Annotated in this window: 14 protein-coding genes; 10 read left to right on the forward strand and 4 right to left on the reverse strand. The window is 72.9% G+C overall.

Features of this window, described 5'->3' with window-relative positions; genetic code table 11:
• The first annotated feature begins 90 nt into the window (after nucleotides 1-90).
• Nucleotides 91-1,344 carry a hypothetical protein gene (locus ABGB11_RS05015; RefSeq protein WP_347629227.1) on the forward strand — a complete coding sequence of 418 codons (1,254 nt, stop codon included), beginning with the start codon at nucleotides 91-93 and terminating at the stop codon, nucleotides 1,342-1,344.
• Nucleotides 1,345-1,687: 343 nt separating this feature from the next.
• Here the strand turns inward: ABGB11_RS05015 and ABGB11_RS05020 are convergent, their stop codons facing one another.
• Complete coding sequence (locus ABGB11_RS05020) at nucleotides 1,688-2,335, reverse strand: helix-turn-helix domain-containing protein (protein ID WP_347629229.1); 648 nt, start codon at nucleotides 2,333-2,335, stop codon at nucleotides 1,688-1,690.
• An 80-nt stretch (nucleotides 2,336-2,415) separates the two neighbouring features.
• Between ABGB11_RS05020 and ABGB11_RS05025 the strand changes: the two genes are divergently transcribed.
• From ABGB11_RS05025 to ABGB11_RS05040, 4 genes are all read left to right on the forward strand, one after another.
• On the forward strand, nucleotides 2,416-3,696 hold the full coding sequence (locus ABGB11_RS05025; protein ID WP_347629231.1) for an SgcJ/EcaC family oxidoreductase: 1,281 nt from the start codon (nucleotides 2,416-2,418) through the stop codon (nucleotides 3,694-3,696).
• 114 nt (nucleotides 3,697-3,810) lie between these two features.
• On the forward strand, nucleotides 3,811-6,828 hold the full coding sequence (locus tag ABGB11_RS05030; RefSeq protein ID WP_347629233.1) for an AAA family ATPase: 3,018 nt from the start codon (nucleotides 3,811-3,813) through the stop codon (nucleotides 6,826-6,828).
• Between the two features lie 18 nt (nucleotides 6,829-6,846).
• The gene (locus ABGB11_RS05035) at nucleotides 6,847-8,253 is read left to right on the forward strand and encodes an FAD-binding oxidoreductase (protein ID WP_347629235.1); all 1,407 of its coding nucleotides are present in this window, start codon (nucleotides 6,847-6,849) and stop codon (nucleotides 8,251-8,253) included.
• A gap of 193 nt (nucleotides 8,254-8,446) precedes the next feature.
• A complete protein-coding gene (locus ABGB11_RS05040; protein WP_347629237.1) occupies nucleotides 8,447-8,821 on the forward strand; it encodes a hypothetical protein in 375 nt (124 codons plus the stop codon).
• Between the two features lie 3 nt (nucleotides 8,822-8,824).
• Here ABGB11_RS05040 and ABGB11_RS05045 read toward each other — a convergent pair whose 3' ends face one another.
• The gene (locus ABGB11_RS05045; protein WP_347629239.1) at nucleotides 8,825-11,059 is read right to left on the reverse strand and encodes a DEAD/DEAH box helicase; all 2,235 of its coding nucleotides are present in this window, start codon (nucleotides 11,057-11,059) and stop codon (nucleotides 8,825-8,827) included.
• 324 nt (nucleotides 11,060-11,383) lie between these two features.
• Between ABGB11_RS05045 and ABGB11_RS05050 the strand changes: the two genes are divergently transcribed.
• From ABGB11_RS05050 to ABGB11_RS05070, 5 genes are all read left to right on the forward strand, one after another.
• Nucleotides 11,384-11,737 carry an STAS domain-containing protein gene (locus ABGB11_RS05050; protein WP_021597910.1) on the forward strand — a complete coding sequence of 118 codons (354 nt, stop codon included), beginning with the start codon at nucleotides 11,384-11,386 and terminating at the stop codon, nucleotides 11,735-11,737.
• 16 nt (nucleotides 11,738-11,753) lie between these two features.
• Complete coding sequence (locus ABGB11_RS05055; RefSeq protein WP_347629242.1) at nucleotides 11,754-12,194, forward strand: ATP-binding protein; 441 nt, start codon at nucleotides 11,754-11,756, stop codon at nucleotides 12,192-12,194.
• Between the two features lie 606 nt (nucleotides 12,195-12,800).
• The gene (locus tag ABGB11_RS05060) at nucleotides 12,801-15,251 is read left to right on the forward strand and encodes a sodium-translocating pyrophosphatase (RefSeq protein WP_347629244.1); all 2,451 of its coding nucleotides are present in this window, start codon (nucleotides 12,801-12,803) and stop codon (nucleotides 15,249-15,251) included.
• Nucleotides 15,252-15,397: 146 nt separating this feature from the next.
• On the forward strand, nucleotides 15,398-15,520 hold the full coding sequence (locus ABGB11_RS05065) for a hypothetical protein (RefSeq protein WP_347629246.1): 123 nt from the start codon (nucleotides 15,398-15,400) through the stop codon (nucleotides 15,518-15,520).
• A gap of 10 nt (nucleotides 15,521-15,530) precedes the next feature.
• On the forward strand, nucleotides 15,531-15,998 hold the full coding sequence (locus tag ABGB11_RS05070) for a histidine phosphatase family protein (RefSeq protein WP_347629248.1): 468 nt from the start codon (nucleotides 15,531-15,533) through the stop codon (nucleotides 15,996-15,998).
• A 1-nt stretch (nucleotide 15,999) separates the two neighbouring features.
• Here the strand turns inward: ABGB11_RS05070 and ABGB11_RS05075 are convergent, their stop codons facing one another.
• Both ABGB11_RS05075 and serB read right to left on the reverse strand, forming a co-directional pair.
• The gene (locus ABGB11_RS05075; protein WP_347629250.1) at nucleotides 16,000-18,270 is read right to left on the reverse strand and encodes an FUSC family protein; all 2,271 of its coding nucleotides are present in this window, start codon (nucleotides 18,268-18,270) and stop codon (nucleotides 16,000-16,002) included.
• 213 nt (nucleotides 18,271-18,483) lie between these two features.
• Entirely contained in the window at nucleotides 18,484-19,737 is a 1,254-nt protein-coding gene (gene serB, locus ABGB11_RS05080) for a phosphoserine phosphatase SerB (protein WP_347629252.1), read from the reverse strand.
• Nucleotides 19,738-19,787 lie beyond the last annotated feature (50 nt).

The raw sequence follows: 19,787 nt of genomic DNA on the forward strand, positions 1-19,787 counted from the left end.
GCCGTAAGCCCGTAGCCATCTCCAGGCACAGTGTGACCCGCGAGCCCTCCGCGGGACGAACGAGCAGACGCTGTCGAAGGGATTGAGGCCGTGACCATCAGTCGCAGGATCGGTGCAGTCGCGCTCGCGGCGCCCCTTGCGATGAGCTTCCCGGTACTCGCCGCCCTGCCTGCGAAGGCCGCAACGACCAGTGTCATCACCCCGGCGAACGGCGCGGTCATCACCAGCGGGTCCGAGCTGACGGCCAAGGCCCACTTCGACTTCGCCATCACCATGCAGCTGCGGGTGGACGGCCCCGGCATCGGCGACACGTTCCTCCAGGAGAAGGGCTTCTCCGGGGACATGTCCGGAACCTTTCCCATCAGCCGGAACGGCCGCTACAAGGTCTACTTGAAGGGCAAGCAGACCGGGAACATCTACGACTCCAACACCTTCACCGTGCGCATCGCGCCGGCGGCCCCGACCGGGGTGTCCGCCGGCACGTCCGGCGGCAAGGTCGTCGTGAAGTGGAACCGCGGCCTTGAGGACGACCTCACCGGCTACACGCTGTCCGGTTCGGGCGTGAAGTCCAAGTCCGGCTCGGTCAATTCCCTGTGCCAGGGGACGAGTTGCTCCGCCACACTGGCGGCGACCCGCTCCAGCGGCGCGGTCTCGGTGGGCGTCAAGGCCCGGCGCTCGACGGGAACGGGCGGCTCCCTATCCTCGAGCGCATCCACGGTCAGCGCGGCGCTGGGCGGTTCCGGCTCGGTGCCCGGCGGCTCGGCGCCGTCCCTCCCGTCCGGCGGCAGCGTCCCCAGCACCGGGACACCGCTGACCCCCTTCAACAATCAGTCGCCGGTCACGCTGCCGTCCGTCCAGCCGGACGGCGCGACGCCCGGCCTCACCTACCCGGCGCCGCAGATCGCCACCGACTCGCCGAAGGCGGAGAACATCGCCGCGACCGACCGGCTCCAGTGGGGCAAGAGCGTCGGCATCGCGCTGGTCCTGCTGATCATCGCCGCGCATCTCGGGACATGGACGCGACGCCTGCGGTTCGCGCAGGGGCCGACCAGCAGCAAGGGCATGGCCGCGCGCATCGCCCGCAACGGCACCGGCCGCAAGCGGGTCTCCAAGGCCCGCGAGCAGATCGCCCGAGCCGAGGCGCTGGCCAAGACGGCCACGGTCACGCTCGCCGGCGCCAAGACCGGCAAGCCGCCGAAGAGGACCGGCGGCCCACGGCCCGCCGACTCGCCCAGGACGAGGCCAGGTCGCCGCCCCGCGACCCTGGGCAAGCGCTCCAGCGGCGTGAGCGTCCGCATAGCCCCGCCCGCCGCCAAACCCAAACGCGGCCGCCGCCGCAAGTAGCCCCCAACGTCTCCTGCCGTCCCCCTAGCGGTGCGGCGGCCCGTACAGGCCCAAGCTCACCGGGCTTCCTTGAGGCCGCGCGGGCGGCGACGCCTCCGGCGAATCGGCCGAGGCGAAGCCGGGCTCACCATCTTCGAGCGCTCCGGGCCGCAGCTGGGTTGCCGTCCTGCGACCGTGGGAGACGCGTGGTCGGCGTGTGATCGTCCGTATCGCCCAGCCTCCCGCCAAAGCCCATGCGCGGCCGCCAACTAGCGCGGCCCGCTCCTGCCCTGACGAAGCCGGTTCGCCGTTTCCGGGCGTTATCGGGGCGGCCTGTGGGGGTGGTTCGTCTGCGGGTGGTTGGTCAGGTTCGGCCGGTGGCCCACATGGTGTGGTACTCCCGGGGGTCGGGGGGTGGGCCTGGTAGCGGGTCGGTGTGGTCGGCTTTGAGGCCGTCCAGGGCGATCGCCAGTAGCCGGGACCGGACGTGCTGATCGGCGTGCTGGGAGGGGGCGGGGCCGGGGCGGCTGAACTGGCCGATGAGCAGGAAGATGTCCAGGGCGGTCACGTCGGTGCGCAGGGCGCCGGCGTCGTGGGCGCGGGCGATCAGTTCGTCGGTGAAGCGCCCGGCCTGTTCGGCGGCGTGCTGGATCTGGGGCGTGAGGGCGATGGTCCCCCCTAGCGGGGCCAGTGCGCCGAAGCCGAAGGCGGTGCACTCGGTGATGTAGTGGACGAGACCCTGCCAGGGATCGCCGATCGCCAGGCCGGCGCGCGCCGCCTCGGCGAGGTGCTCCATGGAATCGGCGCACAACCGCTGGAGGAGCTCCTCCTTGGTGGCGTACCGGCGGTACAGGCTGCCCATCCCCACCCCGGCCCGCTCCGCGATGGCGGACACCGGCGCGTCGAACCCTTGGGTGATGAAGACCTCGCGGGCCGCCTCGATCAGCGCGCGGTCGTTGCGCGCGGCGCGGGCTTGGGGTCCTCGCTTGCGGGGCTTCGCGGAGTCGGGCACGAGCGGAGCCTACCAATTGCGGAGCGAACCGCTCCGTATTAGGTTATTCGGAGCAATTCGCTCCGAATGAGAGGACGCCCATGTCTGTTTCCCGACCCATCCTGGTCACCGGTGCGACCGGCAACCAGGGCGGAGCCACCGCCCGTGAGCTGCTGGCTCGCGGCCGGCAGGTCCATGCGCTGGTGCGCGACCCGGACAAGCCCGCCGCCCGCCGCCTCCGGGAGCAGGGCGCGGTGCTGGTCCAGGGCGACTTGGACGACGCTGGTTCCCTGCGCAGGGCGATGGCCGGCGTGCACGGGGTCTTCAGCGTCCAGCCGCTGGCCCACGAGCCGGACACCTTGGCCGCCGAGGTGCGTCGAGGCAAGACCGTGGCGGACGTCGCGGAAGAGAGTGGTGTCGCGCACCTGGTGTACAGCTCCGTGGGCGGCGCCGAACGCGACACCGGCATCGACCACTTCGAGAGCAAGGCCCAGATCGAGCGGCACATTCTGGGCCTCGATGTGCCCGCGACCATCCTGCGTCCGGTTTTCTTCATGAACAACCTGCTTCACTACGCCGATGCCAAGGACGAGCGGGTCCTGTCGCTGCCGGTCGATCCGGCCAGGCCGATGCAGTTCATCGCCACGGACGACATCGGTGTGTTCGCCGCAGACGCCTTCGAGGACCCGGACCGGTTCATCGGCCGCCAGATCGAACTCGCTGGTGACGAGCTGACGTTCCCCCAGGTCGCCGAGGTCTACCAGCGTGTCACCGGTGTACCGACGCGCCTGGAGGTTCTGCCGATCCAAGAGCGGATGTTCCAGTGGTTCGCAGAAGCCGGATACCAGGCCGATATCCCCGCGCTACGCCGCCATCGTCCGCGCATGCTGACCCTTGAGCAGTTCCTCCGCCGGCGACTCGCTGCACCGGCCTCCTACGCATGGTCGGGGGCCTCAGGCATGACCGGGCGAACGGACGCCGAGCGGCTGGCCGCCGTCAAGCAGGTGGTCGCCCTGGCCGAGCAGCGCCAGAACGACCTCGAACCGTTTCTCGCCTTGCACACGGCTGAAGCCGTCATCGTCAACGTCGCCGGACGGCGGGTGCTGGGCAGGGAGGCACTGCGTCAGGTCAGAAGACAGGCCCTGGCCGGGCCCCTGGCACAGGTGCGCACAAGGCAAGAGGTCGTGGACGTGCGTTTCGCCGCCCCCAACGTCGCCATCGTCAGTTGCATCAAGCACATCTCCGACGAGCGGGATCCAGCGGCGAGGCAGGACGGCGGCGCGACGCTGCCCACGTCGGGCAGCCTCACGTACGTCATGGTCGAGGAAGCACACGGCTGGCGCATCGCGTCCGCGCAGACAACACCGGTGACCGCCGCCTGACCTGGCCTGGGGCTGGGGGGCGGGGGTGGGCGTAGCGTGGGGGGATGGCCGGGGGGACTTTCGGCTGGGGGGCGTTTCGCGGGGGGCGGCGCGTCCGGGCGGGGGCGTGTTGAGATGGCGCCGGCGTTGCGGGTGCGGCTGCTCGGCGGGGTGGAGCTCCGGCTGGAGGGGGAGGCGCTTCCGACGCTGGAGTCGGCGCGGGTGGAGTCGTTGCTGGCGTATCTGCTGCTGCATCGGGAGGCGCCTCAGTTGCGGCAGCGGCTGGCGTTCCTGTTGTGGCCGGACTCGACCGATGGGCAGGCGCTCACAAACCTTCGCAAGGTGCTGCACAATCTGCGGCGGTCGGTGCCGGACGTCGACCGGTTCGTCGACATCGGGGCGCGGACGGTGCGGTGGCGGGACGAGGCGCCGGTGTGGCTGGACGTCGAGCAGTTCGAGCGGGCGATCGCGGACGGGCGGCTGGAGGACGCGGTCGGCCTCTACGGCGGTGAGCTGCTGGAGGGCTGCTATGACGAGTGGCTCATCGAGGAGCGGGAGCGGCTCGCGGGGCTGTACATGGAGGCGCTGGCGGAGCTCGCGGACCGGCGCGGGCGGGAGGGGCGGTGGCCGGACGCCGTCCGGTACGCCGAGCAGCTGGTCGGAGGCGACCCCTTGCGAGAGGAGGGGCATCGGCTGCTGATCCGGCTCTGCGGTGAGGGCGGTGACCGGGTGCGGGCGCTGCGGGCCTACCACGTGTGCGCGACGACGCTGGAGCGGGAGCTCGGCGTCCGGCCGTCGCCGGAGACGCGGGCGATGTACGAGGCGCTCGTCGCGGAGGCGGAGCCGCCGGCCGCGATGTCGCCGTTCGTCGGGCGGGCCGCCGAGTGGGAGCGCCTGGCGGGCGTGTGGCGGGAGGCGGCGTCCGGGCGCGCGCAGCTGGTGCTCGTCAGCGGGGAGGCCGGAATCGGCAAGACCCGCCTGGTGGACGAGCTGAGGGTCCGCGTGGGCGCGCCGGCGGTGGAGGCGCGGGCCTATCCGGCGGAGGGGACGATCGCCTACGGGGTCGTGACGGCGTGGCTGCGGTCCCCTCCGGTGTCGGCGCGGCTGCCGAGGCTGGACCGGGCGCGGCTGACCGAGCTTTCCCGGCTGCTGCCGGAGCTGGCGGTGGCGCCGCCCGAGGCGCTGCCGGAGCCTGAGCTGCGGCGGCGGCTCTTCGGGGCGATCCGGCGGGCGCTGATGTCCGTCGGGGCGCCGCTGCTGCTGGTGGTGGACGATGCCCAGTGGTCGGACGAGCAGTCGCTCAGGCTGGTCCATTACCTGGTGCGGGCGGCGCCGTCCGCGCGGTTGCTCGTGGCCGTCACGGCCCGGCGGGAGGACCTCGACGCCGGGCATCCGCTCGGCACGCTGATCCGGTCGCTGCGGGCGCTCGCGCGGTTCACCGAGATCGAGCTCGGGCGGTTGGGCCGGGAGGAGACCGCGCTGCTGGCCGAGCGCATTACCGGTACGCCGCTGGGCACCGCCGATCTCCGGAGGCTCTACGGCGCCAGCGAGGGCAATCCGCTGTTCCTGGTGGAGGCGCTGCGGGCGGACGCGCCGGCGGCCACGCCGAAGGTGCAGGCGGTGATCGCGGGACGGCTGGCGCGGCTGTCGGAGCCGGCCGCGGAGCTGGCGGGCGTCGCCGCGGCGGTGGGGCGGGCGTTCACCGCGGACGTCGCGGCGGCGGCGAGCGGGTTCGACGAGCGGACGTTCGTGTCCGCGCTGGACGAGCTGTGGCGCCGCGGGATCGTCCGGGCGCACGGCCCGAGCGCCTACGACTTCAGCCACGCGCGGATCCGGGACGCCGCCTACGCCGCGCTCGGCCCGCCCCGCCAGCGGCGGGTGCATCTCGCGGTGGCCCGCGCGCTGGAGGAGGGCGGCGGTGCGGCGGCGGCGCTCGCGGGGCACTACGAGAAGGCGGGCGCGACCGCGGCGGCCGTCCGCTGGCATGAGCGGGCGGCGCGGGACGCGCAGTGGCTGCACGCGCACGCCGACGCGGCTCGTGCCCTGGAACGGGCGCTGGAGCTGTCAGACGGTCTGCCGCGCGGCCCCGACACCGCCCGGGTCCAGCTGCGGCTGCTGACGGCGTTGCCCGCGCCGCTGGTCGCGTGCGAGGGGCACGGGTCGGCGCGGATGGCGCGGGTGCACGCGCGGGCGCTGCGGCTCGCCGACCGGCTCGGCGCCGAGCCGGACCCGCCGCTCGTCTGGTCGCTGGCGCTGGCGGCGCTGACGCGCGGGGAGTGGGAGGCGGCGCACGGGTTCGGCGAGCGGCTGAGGGCGCGCGCCGAACGGGACGGCGACCAGGTGCTGTGGGTGGAGGCCGACTACGTCCACGGGATCGCCGCGTACTGGGCGGGGGACCTGGAGCGGGCGCGCCGGCATTTCACGGCGGCGATGCGGCGGTTCCGGCCAGCGCGGCGCCGGGCGCACGTCCTGCGCTACGGGCAGGACACCGAGCTGATCGTCCGGCTGCGGCTGGCGCACGCGCTGTGGCTGCTCGGCCGGGGCGCCGAGGCCGACCGCCAGCGCGGCATCGCGCTCGGGCTCGCGCAGGGGTCCACGCACGCGTACAGCAGGGCCGTCACGTGGCTGTGGGCGGCGGTCGACGCGATGGACCGCGGGGACGCCGCGCAGTTCCGCCGCCACGTGCGGGGGCTGGAGGCGGACCTCGCCGAGGGCGCTCCCCGCCAGGTGCGCGTGCCGATGGAGCTGTTCGGCGGATATCTCGACGTGGTCGCCGGGCGGACGTCCGAGGGATTGAAGCGCCTGCGCCGTTCTCGCGACGAGGTCGTCCTGGGGGAGGCGCCCGCGCCGGGGCTGCCCGGTGTCGCGACCCGGCTGCTGCTGGAGGGGTACGCGCTGGCGGACGAGCCCGGCGACGGCCTGGTCCTGGCGGACGAGGCGCTCGGCATGGGCCGCGGCGCCCGGCTGTGGGAGGCGGAGATCCGGCGGCTGCGGGCCCTGTTCCTCGCGTCGCTCGGCGAGCCCGGCGGCGAGGTGGACGCGGAGCTGGACCGCGCGCTGGCCGCGGCGCGGCGGCGGGGGCAGCGGGCGTTCGAGGAGCGGCTGCGCGGAACGCTCGCGGAACGGGTGTTCCGCCACGATCGTGCCATCTGACGACCCGAAGGAGGAGTGATGGCCCCGATCAACGCGGTGAACGCCCTCAGAGGCGGGTTCTCCGGCTCGGTGCTCCTGCCGAACGAGCCCGGATACGACGAGGCGCGGCAGGTCTTCAACGGGATGATCGACCGCAGCCCGGCGGTCATCGCCCGGTGCGCGGACGCGGCGGACGTCGCCGCGGCGGTCGACACCGCGCGCGAGAACGAGCTCCTCGTGGCGGTGCGCTCCGGCGGCCACGGCGTCGCCGGGCTCGCCACCTGCGACGACGGCATGATGATCGATCTGAGCGGGCTGAAGTCGGTCACGGTGGACCCGGTCGCGCGGACGGCCACGGCGGGCGGCGGCGTGCTGTGGGGGGAGTACGACGCGGCGACCCAGGAGGAGGGGCTGCACACCCCCGGCGGGCGGGTGACCACGACCGGCATCGGCGGGTTCACGACCGGCGGCGGCTATGGCTGGACGTCCTCGAAGTACGGGCTGGCCTGCGACAACCTCGTCTCGGCTGAGGTCGTGCTCGCCGACGGGAGCATCGTGCGGGCGAGCGATGACGACAACGCCGAGCTGTTCTGGGGCATCCGCGGCGGCGGCGGGAACTTCGGCATCGTCACCGAGTTCGAGTTCCGGCTGGAGCCGCTCGGCCCGACCGTCCTCGCCGGGCTGACGGCCTTCCCGATCGAGCGGGCGCCGGAGATGGTGCGCCGCTGGCGCGACTGGGCGGACGACGCGCCCGACGAGGTGTCCACGTCCTGTGCGGTGCTCAGCGCGCCGGACGAGCCGTTCGTCCCGCGGGAGCTCGTGGGCAAGCCGGTGTTCGGGGTGCTCGCGCTCTACGTCGGGGCCCCGGAACTCGGCGAGGACGCGATCCGGCCGCTCCGGGAGATGGGGCCGGCCGTCGACCTCATCTCGCCGATGCCCTACACCGCCTTCCAGGCGATGCTCGACCCGACCTGTCCGCCGGGCTTCCGCAACTACTGGCGCGGCGAGTACATGCGGGACCTGGACGACGCGGCGATCGACGTCTACCTGGCACACGCCGTCGACCTGGCCGGACGCGGGGGGCCGCTGAGCCAGATGGTCCTCTTCCGGATCGGCCAGGGCGTCGCCCGGGTGCCGGACGAGGCGACCGCCTTCTCGCACCGCGACGCCCGCTACCTGTTCCACCCGATCGTGGTGTGGTCGGATCCGGCCGACGACGCCGCCATGACGGCCGCCACGCGCAGGTTCGCGGCCGCGATGCGCCCGTTCAGCACGGGGGCGTCCTACCTCAACTTCACGGCGGAGGGAGACCGCGTCCGCGACGCGTTCGGCGAGGAGAAGTACGCCCGGCTGGTCGCGCTCAAGGACGCCTACGACCCCGCGAACCTGTTCCGGCTGAACCAGAACATCCGGCCGACGCTCCCCGCGGAGCCCGCCCTCGCGTGACGCCGGAGGGCGAAGCGTGACCGTGCGTGGCCGGACGGCGACGGCGGGTTCTGATGATCAGGAAGGGCTGGCGACCGGTTTGGGCAGGGTCTAGGCTGCCATGCCGAGTTGGATCGTCCGGAAATGCGGCCCGTCGCCCGGGATTCCGGCCCGCCGCGGGCCGGTGGGGCCCGTTGGAGAGGAGACCCTCCGCATGATCTTCTTGGGACTGATCGTCACGCTCGCCGCCGTCGCGGTCGGGGTGGCCGTGCTGCTGGACAACGGCGGCGCCGCCGGGATGACCGTGTTCGGGAACGACGTGCCGGGGGTCACGGCGCAGTGGCATGTCTTCATGGCCGGCGCGGTGGTCGCGATCGTGTTCATGGCGGGCGTGATGGTCGCGATGCTGGGCTTCCGGCGCGCGATGAACATGCGGCGGGAACTGAGGGACCTGCGGGACGAGCACGAGGAGTCGCTGCAGACGCTGGAGATGGAGCGGCGCAAGCTCCAGCAGGCGCTGGCCCAGGCGCGCCGGGGCATGGACGACCAGCCTCCCGTCTCCGCGCAGCGGATGGCCCCGAACGCCTGACCGCTATCGGGGGGCTTCGTCCAGGAGGACGGCCAGGAGGTCCAGGGCGCCGCGCTTGTCCAAGGGGTCGTTGCCGTTGCCGCACTTGGGCGACTGGATGCAGGACGGGCAGCCCGAGTCGCACTCGCAGGACGCGATGGCGTCCCGCGTCGCCCGCAGCCAGGACGCGGCGTCGGCGTAGCCGCGTTCCGCGAAGCCCGCGCCGCCTTCGTGGCCGTCGTAGACGAAGACGGTGAGGAGCCCCGTGTCGGGGTGGACGGCCGTGGAGACGCCGCCGATGTCCCAGCGGTCGCAGGTGGCGAACAGGGGGAGGAGCCCGATCGAGGCGTGCTCGGCGGCGTGGGCGGCGCCGGCCAGGTCGAGGTCGTCCAGCCGCGAGACCTGGTCTTCGGAGAGGGTCCACCAGACGGCGCGGGTGCGGAGGGTGCGGGGCGGCAGGTCCAGGGGCTTCTCGCCGAGCATCTCGCCCGTCTGCAGGCGCCGCATCTGGTAGCCGACGACCTGGCGGGTGACGTCGACGGTGCCGAAGCAGAGCGTGGCCTCGCCCCAGGACACCGAACGGAGCCGTTCGACGATGCCGATGTCGGTCACGTCGCGGGCGGTCGTGGAGTAGTCGGGGTCGGCGGCCTCCACCAGCGCGACGCTGTCGTCCAGGTCGAGGGTGTGGACGATGAACGACTCGCCCTGGTGGATGTAGACGGCGCCCTCGTGGACGGTGGTGTGCGCGGAGGACTCGTCCACGGTGCCGAGCAGGCGCCCGGTGGACAGCTCGACGACCTGGATGGGGGCGCCGCCCGCGCCCCGGATGTCGGCGAGGTCGGCGGCCTTGTCGCGGCGCGTCCAGTACCAGCCCGCGGGACGGCGGCGGAGGAACCCGCGGCGGACGAGGTCGGGCAGCAGGTCGGTGGTCGCGGGGCCGAACAGGGGGAGGTCGTCCTCGGTCAGCGGCATCTCGGACGCCGCCGCGCACAGGTGGGGTTCGAGGACGTAGGGGTTGTCGGGATCGAGGACGGTGGCCTCGACCGGCGTCCCGAAGATCGCTTCGGGGTGGTGGACGAGGAAGGTGTCGAGCGGGTCGTCCCGGGCCACGAGGACCGACAGGGCGGCCTGCCCGGAACGCCCGGCACGTCCCGCCTGCTGCCAGAGGGACGCGCGCGTCCCCGGCCACCCGCACACCAGGACGGCGTCGAGCCCGGAGACGTCGACGCCCAGCTCCAGAGCGTTCGTGCTCGCCAGCCCGATGATCGAGCGCGAGCGCAGGGCCGCTTCCAGAGCGCGCCGCTCCTCGGGCAGGTAGCCGGCACGGTAGGCGGCGACCTGTTCGGCTAGGTCGGGCGCTACCTCGTGCAGGGCGCGCTTGGCGCTGAGCGCCACCGACTCCGCACCGCGCCTGGACCGGACGAACGCGAGCGTCTGGACGCCCTCGACGACCAGGTCGGCCAGGAGGTCGCCCGCCTCGGCGGTGGCGGTACGGCGGACAGGGGCGCCGCGCTCACCGCGCAGGTCGGTCAGCGGCGGCTCCCACAGCGCGAACGTGGCGGGACCGCGCGGCGAGGCGTCGTCGTCGACCGCGACCACGTCCAGCCCGGTGAGGCGGGACGCGGCGATCGCGGGCGAGGACGCCGTCGCGGAGGCGAGGATGAACGTGGGGGCCGAGCGGTAGCGCGCGCAGAGCCGGCGCAGGCGCCGCAGGACATGTGCGACATGGGACCCGAAGACGCCGCGATACCCGTGGGCCTCGTCGATGACCACGTAGCGCAGGCGGCGGAGGAATGACGACCAGCGCGTATGCCCGGGCAGGATCGACCGGTGCAGCATGTCGGGGTTGGTCAGCACGTAGTTGGCGTGCTGCCGGACCCACGTCCGCTCGTCGTGCGGAGTGTCGCCGTCGTAGGTGGCGGCCCGGACGCGCGTGAGGCGGAGGGAGCGCAGCGCGCGCAGCTGGTCGGCGGCGAGGGCCTTCGTCGGCGAAAGGTAGAGGATCGTCCCCTCGCGGTGGGGGTCGTCGTCACCCGCGTAGATCGCCTCGATGGCCGGCAGCAGGTAGGCCAGCGATTTCCCGGACGCGGTGCCTGTGGCGATGATCACAGACCGGCCGGCGCGGGCGTGCTCGGCCGCCGCCGCCTGGTGCTCCCACGGGGCGTCGATGCCGGCCGCGGCCAGCCGGTCCACGAGAAGCGGCGGAGCCCACGACGGCCAGCTCGCGCGGCGGCCGCGACGTGCGGGAACGCTCTCCACATGGGTGATGCGATCGCGCCGCGTCGGGTCGGCGAGCAGGCGGTCCAGGGGAGTTGAAGATCTTTGGGCGCCCATCAGGTTTTCAGTTTGCCAGCCTGGGCAAAACAACGGGAACGCCCCGGCGACGGAGGGCTGTTACCCCCTGCCCTGGCCCTGAGATCAGCAGGTCAGACGGGATGGCGCGAACTTTCGCCCGTGTGGGCGATTACCTGCGTGCACGGCGCCGGAGCGTGGTTGAATCACGGCGAAGTCTCGGGTGGACGGCCGCCGCTGGGCGGTCCGGACGCCGGGATCGGATAGTGCTGCACGGCGCGTGGAGGATCTGTGGACCTGAAGGTGAACGACTACACCACCGACGATGGCCTCACCGTCATCAACGTGGAGGGCGAGATCGACGTCTACACGGCGCCGAAGCTTCGCGAGAAGCTCATCGACCTGGTCAACAAGGGCAAGTTCCACCTGCTCGTGGACATGGAGAAGGTGGAGTTCCTCGACTCCACCGGGCTCGGCGTCCTCGTCGGCGGGCTGAAGCGGGTGCGCGCCCACGACGGCTCGCTGGAGCTGGTGTGCACCCAGGAGCGCATCCTCAAGATCTTCCGGATCACGGGGCTGACCAAGGTCTTCGGCATCCACGACTCGATCGCCGAGGCCGAGGAGAAGCGCAAGGGCGCCAAGTAGGCGGCCCGCGGCTGAGATGTCGACCGTTGAACTGTCCTTCAGCGCGCTGCCCGTCCACGTCCGGACGGCCCGGCTGATCGTGACCGCCGTCGCCCGCCGCAGCGGCGTCGCCGAATCCCTGCTGGACGAGGTGCGGCTCGCGGTCGGGGAGGCGTGCTCGCGCGCCGTGGAGGCGCACCGACGGCACTGCCCGGACGAGCCCGTCCGCCTGGAGCTGAGCGGCGCCGACCGCCGCTTCGAGGTCACCGTCAGCGACACCGTGCCCGGTGACGACACGGCGGGGGGCCTGTCGGCCGCCCAGGACCCGGAGGAGCTCGAGTACGGGTTCGGGGAGGGCACCGCCGAACTGGGTCTGGCCGTGATCGCCGGGCTCGCCGACGACGTGGAGATCGCCGCCACGCCCAAGGGCGTGCAGATCCGGATGAGCTGGCCGGCCGAAGCCGAGGCGACCATCTGACGCGCCCCGTCCTCGCTCGCGGCCGAAGGCCCCGCCACCCGGCGGGGCCTTCGTCATGTCCGGCCCCGCCACGGCCCTCGGCACGGCCGCGCCACGGCGGCCCCGCCACGGCCTCGGCGCGACTTCGGCACGGCCCGAACACGGTTCCCTAGGGCGTGCCGGAGGGTGGCTCCGGATTGGGGCCGGTGGGGCCTGTGGTGTCCGTGGTGTGAGATTCTCTCGTGATCAACCCAAGATCGTCCCGATTTGGGTCTGGACATAATCCGTGTTAATGCCTAGCTTCAATAGGGACGCCGGTGGAGACGCCGAAGCGTGATAGCGGCCAGCGCCTGTCAAGAGAACGGCGGGGTAATAGTGGGGTAACCCGGATTGACCTGGGCTGATGCCTGCTGATCAGGCTAATAGGTCAATTTCCGGCGTATCGCGGATTGCATTTCGGCGACATCTTCATCAGGGGTGTCGCGGCCTTAACAATCGCCTTGTACGTGCGTAGACTCCCCGCACCCGCGTTGCCGTGCGAGGCGTTCGAAATCATGACTCGCGGGGTACGCGGTAAAGATCGTCTTTTGGGCGATCGAGACGCAATGCCCCTGTCGAGGAGGACGGATGTCCGGGTTTTCCCTGTCAAGCCCGGCCAGCGCAGAAGTGGATCTCGGCGGCGGCGACCTCTCCCTGGTCGTCGTCGTCGCCGTGATCGCGCTGCTCGCACTGGCCGTCGCCGCGGGTCTCGTGCGCGATGTCCTGGCCGCTGGCCAGGGCACCGACAAGATGCAGGAGATTGCGCGAGCGGTACAGGTAGGTGCGAGCGCCTATCTGAAACGCCAGTTCCGAACGGTCGCGGTCTTCGTCGTCCTGATCCCGCTCGTCCTGCTGCTCCTGCCGGCCGACTCCACCGGTGAGCGGATCGGCCGGTCCGTCTTCTTCGTCATCGGCGCGCTGTTCTCCGCCATCACCGGCTTCACCGGCATGTGGCTGGCCGTCCGGGGCAATGTCCGGGTCGCCGCCGCCGCCCGCGAGCAGGACGGCGAGAAGACGGCGATGCGCATCGCCTTCCGCACCGGCGGCGTCGCCGGCATGTTCACCGTCGGGCTCGGCCTGCTCGGCGCCGCGGTCGTCGTCCTGGCCTACCAGGGCGAGGCGCCGAAGGTGCTGGAGGGCTTCGGCTTCGGCGCCGCGCTGCTCGCCATGTTCATGCGTGTCGGCGGCGGCATCTTCACCAAGGCCGCCGACGTCGGCGCCGACCTCGTCGGCAAGGTCGAGCAGGGCATCCCCGAGGACGACCCGCGCAACGCGGCGACGATCGCCGACAACGTGGGCGACAACGTCGGCGACTGCGCCGGCATGGCCGCCGACCTGTTCGAGTCGTACGCGGTCACGCTCGTCGCGGCGCTGATCCTCGGCACCGCGGCGTTCGGCAACGAGGGCCTGGTGTTCCCGCTGATCGTGCCGATGATCGGCGTGATCACCGCGGTGATCGGCATCTTCGCGGTGGCGCCCCGCACCGGCGACCGCTCCGGGATGACGGCGATCAACCGGGGCTTCTTCATCTCCGCGGGGATCTCGGCGATCCTCGTCGCGATCGCCGCGTTCACCTACCTGCCCTCGTCGTTCGCCGACCTGAGCAACGTCACCGACGCGGAGATCCGCGGCCTGGACGCCGACCCGCGCTGGGTCGCGCTCGGCTCGGTCATCATCGGCATCGTGCTGGCCAGCGCCATTCAGCTGCTCACCGGCTACTTCACCGAGACCAACCGCAGGCCGGTCAAGGAGGTCACCGGCAGCGCCCGGACCGGCCCCGCGACCGTCATCCTGTCCGGCATCTCGCTCGGGCTGGAGTCGGCCGTCTACACCGCGCTCGTCATCGGCGGCGCCGTGTACGGGGCTTTCCTGCTCGGCTTCGGCAACACCACCGTCGCGCTGTTCGCGGTGGCGATGGCCGGCACCGGGCTGCTCACCACGGTCGGCGTGATCGTCTCGATGGACACGTTCGGCCCCGTCTCCGACAACGCCCAGGGCATCGCCGAGATGTCCGGGGACGTCCAGGGCGAGGCCGCGTCCGTCCTGGAGCGGCTGGACGCGGTCGGCAACACCACCAAGGCGATCACCAAGGGAATCGCGATCGCGACCGCGGTGCTCGCGGCGACCGCGCTGTTCGGCTCCTTCCGGACGACGGTGATCGCCGCGCTGGGCGACGCGTCGCAGAGCGCCAAGGACGCGATCGGCGACGACTTCCTCAACTTCAACCTGTCGATCGCCAGCCCGAACGTGCTGATCGGCCTGATCGTCGGCGCGGCCGTGGTGTTCCTGTTCTCCGGTCTGGCGATCATGGCGGTCGGCCGGGCGGCCGGCCGGGTCGTGGTCGAGGTGCGCGAGCAGTTCCGCACCAAGCCCGGGATCATGGACTACACCGAGAAGCCCGACTACGACCGGGTCGTGGACATCTGCACCCGGGACGCGCAGCGCGAGCTCGCCACCCCCGGCCTGCTGGCCATCATGACGCCGATCGCGGTCGGCTTCGCCCTCGGGTACGCGCCGCTCGGCGCCTTCCTGGGCGGCGCGATCGCGGCGGGCGTGCTGATGGCGGTGTTCCTGTCCAACTCCGGCGGGGCCTGGGACAACGCCAAGAAGCTCGTCGAGGAGGGCCACCTCGGCGGCAAGGGCAGCGAGGCGCACGAGGCGACGGTCATCGGCGACACGGTCGGCGACCCGTTCAAGGACACCGCCGGCCCCGCGATCAACCCGCTGATCAAGGTGATGAACCTGGTCGCGCTGCTGGTCGCGGACGCGGTGGTCACCTACGCGGGCAACACCCTGCTGCGCGTCGCGGTGACCGTGCTGTCCGTCGGGGTCATCGTCGCGGCCATCGTGATCTCCAAGCGGCGCGCCGACCCGATCGGCGAGGCACCCGCGAAGCCCGCCGTCGAGGACGGCGGCTCGCCGGAGGCCACCGAGAGCGGCGAGGCCAAGGGCGGCGCCATCGAGGAGGGCCCGGAGGAGGCCGTGGTGGGCGCCGAAGGTGCCGAGAAGGGCAGTGAGGAGCCGTCCGGCAAGTCCTGATCGCCTGAGATGGAGGGGCCGGTGGCGACGCGCCGCCGGCCCCTTCCGCGTTTCCCGGGGTCGTGTCCTGACCACCCGGCACCGGTCGTACGCTGTACGCGAGGGCTCGGACGTCCCGCGCCCGGACCGGAACTCGGGAGGCGGCCGTGGCGGGCAGCGGCAGCGGGAAGCAGGGCATGTCGGGGCCCAAGGGGTTCGCCGTCGCGATCGGCGGAATGCTGCTCATCATGCTCGTGCTCTGGGGCATCGCGGCGATGGTCGCGCCGTAGGGTGGCGGCCATGCCGACGCTCATCGTCCTCCGCCACGCCAAGGCCGTCGCCGGCCTCGGCACGTCCGACATCGACCGGACCCTCAACGACCGCGGGCGGCGCGACGCCGCCGCCACCGGCGACTGGCTGCGCGCCGGCGACCTCGTCCCCGACCACGTCCTGTGCTCCACGGCGGCGCGGACGCGGGAGACCCTGGAGCTGCTGTCGCTCGGCGCACGCGTGAGCTTCGAGTCCGGGATCTACGGCAACGACCCCGACCACCTGCTGTCCCTCGTCTCCGCGGCGCCGGAGGACGCCGGGCGGGTGCTGCTCGTGGGGCACAACCCGTCCGTGCACCAGCTCGTCCACGACCTGACCGGCGAGGCCCCCGACTCCTTCCCCACCTGCGCGCTCGCCGTGATCGACCTGCCCGGGGCGTGGACGGACGCGCGGCCCGGCGCCGGAACGCTCCGCACCGTCCACACCCCGAAGGGCTGACTCAGGACCGCGGCTCGGCGGCCTCCAGCGCCGTGTCGATGACGGTGGCCGCGTCCCGGCGCAGCGCCCGGATCGTATGGCGGGTGCCGGACACCTGGAGCAGGGCGTGCCGGAGCGGGGTGGGCTCGTCCCGCCCGACCCCGGCCTTGATCTCGGCGCGCCGCCGGCGCGTCAGCGCGGACAGGTGCGCGTCGAGGTCGGCGAGTTCCTCGTTGAGCTCCTCGGAGGGCGTACCGGCCTCCAGGTCTCGGTCCTCCGGCTCCTCGATGAGGTCGGCGGCCTCCTCGAGCTGGTCGGCGACCCGGTCGAGGATCTCGGGGATCGGGCCGGTGTCCACGGCCTTCTCCCGCGCGAGCCGCGCCACCGCGATCAGATGGTCGCGGCTGCGGTGCGCGGCGTCCACGGTCCGGCGCAGCAGGGCGATCAGCTCGGTGTCGGGCAGCCGCTCCTGGCCGAGCCGCGTCCGGGTCTCGGCGACCGCCTCCGCCGCCCGCTCCGCCGCGACGATCGTCTCGTGCGCCAGCCGGACGCGCTCCCCGGCGAGGACGTCCGCCGTCGCCCGGACGAGGCCGGCGTGCGTCCGCAGCACCCGTTCGAGCTGGACGGGGAGCCGCTCCACATGCCCCGCGGGCCACAGCAGCCGGACGGCGAGGTAGGCCATCAGCGTCCCCGCGAACGTCAGCCCGATCCGCTCCCCGGCGGTGCGCCAGTCGGCGGGTGTGGAGAAGTCGAGCAGCAGCATCGCCAGCGGCGTCCCGAACAGCGCCCAGTAGGCGTAGTTCACCGGCCGCATCGCGAACCCGGCGACGGCGAAGCAGAGGACGGTCAGCGCGATCGTGATCTCCCCGGGCGCCAGGGTGAGGATCACCGCCGCCACGACGGACCCGGCCGCCGTCCCGCCCACCCGCTGGACGAGCCGCTCGACCGTCTCGCCGTAGGTGGCGCGCAGGCTCAGCATCGCGGTGATCGTCATCCAGTGCCCGTGCGGGATCTTGAACGCGGCGGCCAGCGCCATCGACGCCAGTGCCGTCACGAACACCCGCGACACCTGCCGGAACCGCGGGGACCGCGTCCGGACGGCGCGGCGCAGCCGGTCCCACGCCGGCATCGGATCGAGCGTCTCCGGCATGCGCGGCGCGCCGAGCCCGATGCGCAGCCCGCCCGCGACGACGCGGCGCGCGGACGCGACCTCGCCGGCGATGCGGTCGATGGAGCGGCGCACCTGGCCGATCAGCGCGACCGCGACGAGGTCCTCGTCGCCGGCGAGCCCGGCGCGCCTGATCTGCTCGGCGGCGCGTCCCATCCGCCGGACGGCGGCGGACTCCTCCCGGCCGAGCGGCGCCTCGCCCGCCGTGGCGATCGCGCCGGCGAGCAGCCGCAGCCGCGCCGCGAGCGCCGAGATCGCCGTCTGCGTCTCCAGCCGCCACTCGCGGTCCGGCGGGTAGTTCTTCGCCGCCTCCAGGACGGCCTGCAGCGTCACCGTCTCGTGCAGGACGCGGCCGAGCGCGTCGATGAGCCGCTCGGGCCGCGTGGGGTCGCCGTTCCCGCGTCCGGACCGGTACAGCGCGTAGGTGGACCGCGCCGCCGTCAGCGCCTCCGACGCGGCCCGGCGCTTGGCCTCCCAGTCCGGGATCCGGGTGACGGCCAGCAGGTCGGGGTTCGTCAGCTCGACCGCGTCGAGCGGCGCCGCGTCGGGCGCCCCCACGTCCTCCGCGACGGCGTCGAGCGCCTCCGCGACCGCGTCGGAGGCCTCGCTCAGCGCCTCCCGCAGCGGCAGCAGCCGCCGCGCCGGCCACGGCGCCAGCAGCAGCAGCGCGGTGAGCAGCCCGCCGGTCAGCTCCAGCAGCCCGACGTTCAGGACGTCCGCGGACGGCGGCCGGACGGCGCTCAGCAGCACGGCGAGCCCCGCCGTCGCTCCGATCCGCGGCACCGCCACCCCGAGCGCGACCAGCGGCGGTACCACGAGCACGGTCGGCCACAGGTGCTCGCTGAGCAGCCCGCCCACCCCCGCGCCGACCGACACGATCAGCACCCCGGCGGTCAGGTTCCGCGCCTGCGCCCCGTAAGGCCCCTCGGGCGCCCGCAGTGCGACGAGATAGGCCCCGAGCGCGACCATCGACCCCTGCGCCGGATGATCGCTCACCGCCCCCACGAGCAGCGGCACGGCCATGGCCAGTGCGGCGGCCACCCCGTACATGGGCGCCACCTGCCCGTGGGCCCGGGCCAGCGCCTCCCGAACCCGGGCACGAGCCCCCACCAGCCGCCGCAACATGATCCAGATCTACCCGAACGCCTCTGATGCCCGAACCTCGATCGGCTCGTGGCTGGAGCTCAATTCGCGCCCTCTTGCGCGCCCTCTTGGAGCTTGAAGCTCAGCCGGGGTCACGGGCAGGCGCGTGGAGCGAGTGCAGCGAGCGGAGGGCGCATGCCCGTCGAGCCGGGCGACCGCAGCGACACGTCGCGGACCCGCACGGTCGCGGAGACCTTAGCCGTGTCGTGAGGATTGACCGGCTCGTGACGGGGGTTCCAGGGGGTCGCCCCCCTGGGAGTCAGCAGCGTCCGCTGCCTCTACTTCTTCTCGGGAGATGCCCAGGAGGAAGACGATGGTGTCCAGGTAGGGGACGTTGACGGCGGTGTCGGCGGCCTGGCGGACGACCGGTTTGGCGTTGTAGGCGATGCCGAGGCCGGCGGCCTGGAGCATGTCGAGGTCGTTGGCGCCGTCGCCGATCGCGACGGTCTGGCTGAGGGGGATGCCGGCCTCGCGGGCGAAGCGTTCCAGGGCGACGGCCTTGCCGGCGCGGTCGATGACGGGGCCGGTGACGCGGCCGGTGAGCTTGCCGCCGGCGATCTCCAGGGTGTTGGCGGCGGAGTAGTCGATGCCGAGGTCGTCGACGAGGGCGTCGGTGACCTGGGTGAAGCCGCCGCTGACGATCGCGAACTTGTAGTCGAGGCGCTTGAGGGTGCGGACCATGGTGCGGGCGCCGGCGGCGAGCCGCAGCCTGCCGCGGACGTCGTCGATGGCGGAGGCGTCGAGCCCGGCGAGGAGGGCGACCCGCTCGCGGAGGGAGCCCTCGAAGTCCAGCTCGCCGCGCATGGCGGCCTCGGTGACCTTGGCGACCTCGTCCAGGCAGCCGGCGTGCTCGGCGAGCAGCTCGATGACCTCGCCCTGGATGAGGGTGGAGTCGACGTCCATGACGATCAGCCGCTTGGCGCGCCGGTGCAGGCCGCCCTGCTGGACGGCGACGTCGACCTGCTGCTCGGCGGCCTCGACGGCGAGCCCGGCGCGCAGCGCGTCCGGGTCGGCGCCGGAGACGTCCATCTCGATGCAGGTGACGGGGTTCTGCGCGAGCCGCTCGATGCGGTCGATGTTGGCGCCGTGGGCGGAGATCCGGCCGGCGATCCCGGCCATGGCGGCGGGCTTGAGCGGGTTGCCGAGGACGGTGACGTGCAGCCGCCCGCCGGGCCGGTGCGTCCGCTTGTTGCGCCCGGTGGACAGCTCGATCTCCATGTCGAGGTCGTTCGCGACATGCTCGGCGGCGTTCCACACGCGTCCGATGTCGGCGCCGTCGGTGTAGGAGAGCAGGACGCCGAGGACGAGCCGGCCGCGGATGACGACCTGCTCCACGTCGGCGACCGTCAACGGGAACTGGGAGAGTGTGCGGAAGAGGCGCGACGTCACGCCGGGGCGGTCGCGTCCGGTGAGCGTGATGAGCAGCGTGCGCTGTGCTGACCCGTCCATACGTTCACAACGGTACCGGCCGCGCCGCACGCCCCGTCCGGCAGGTCCGG

The sequence above is a fragment of the Actinomadura sp. B10D3 genome, from assembly GCF_039871695.1.
In the GTDB taxonomy this organism is placed as follows: Bacteria; Actinomycetota; Actinomycetes; order Streptosporangiales; family Streptosporangiaceae; genus Spirillospora; species Spirillospora madurae.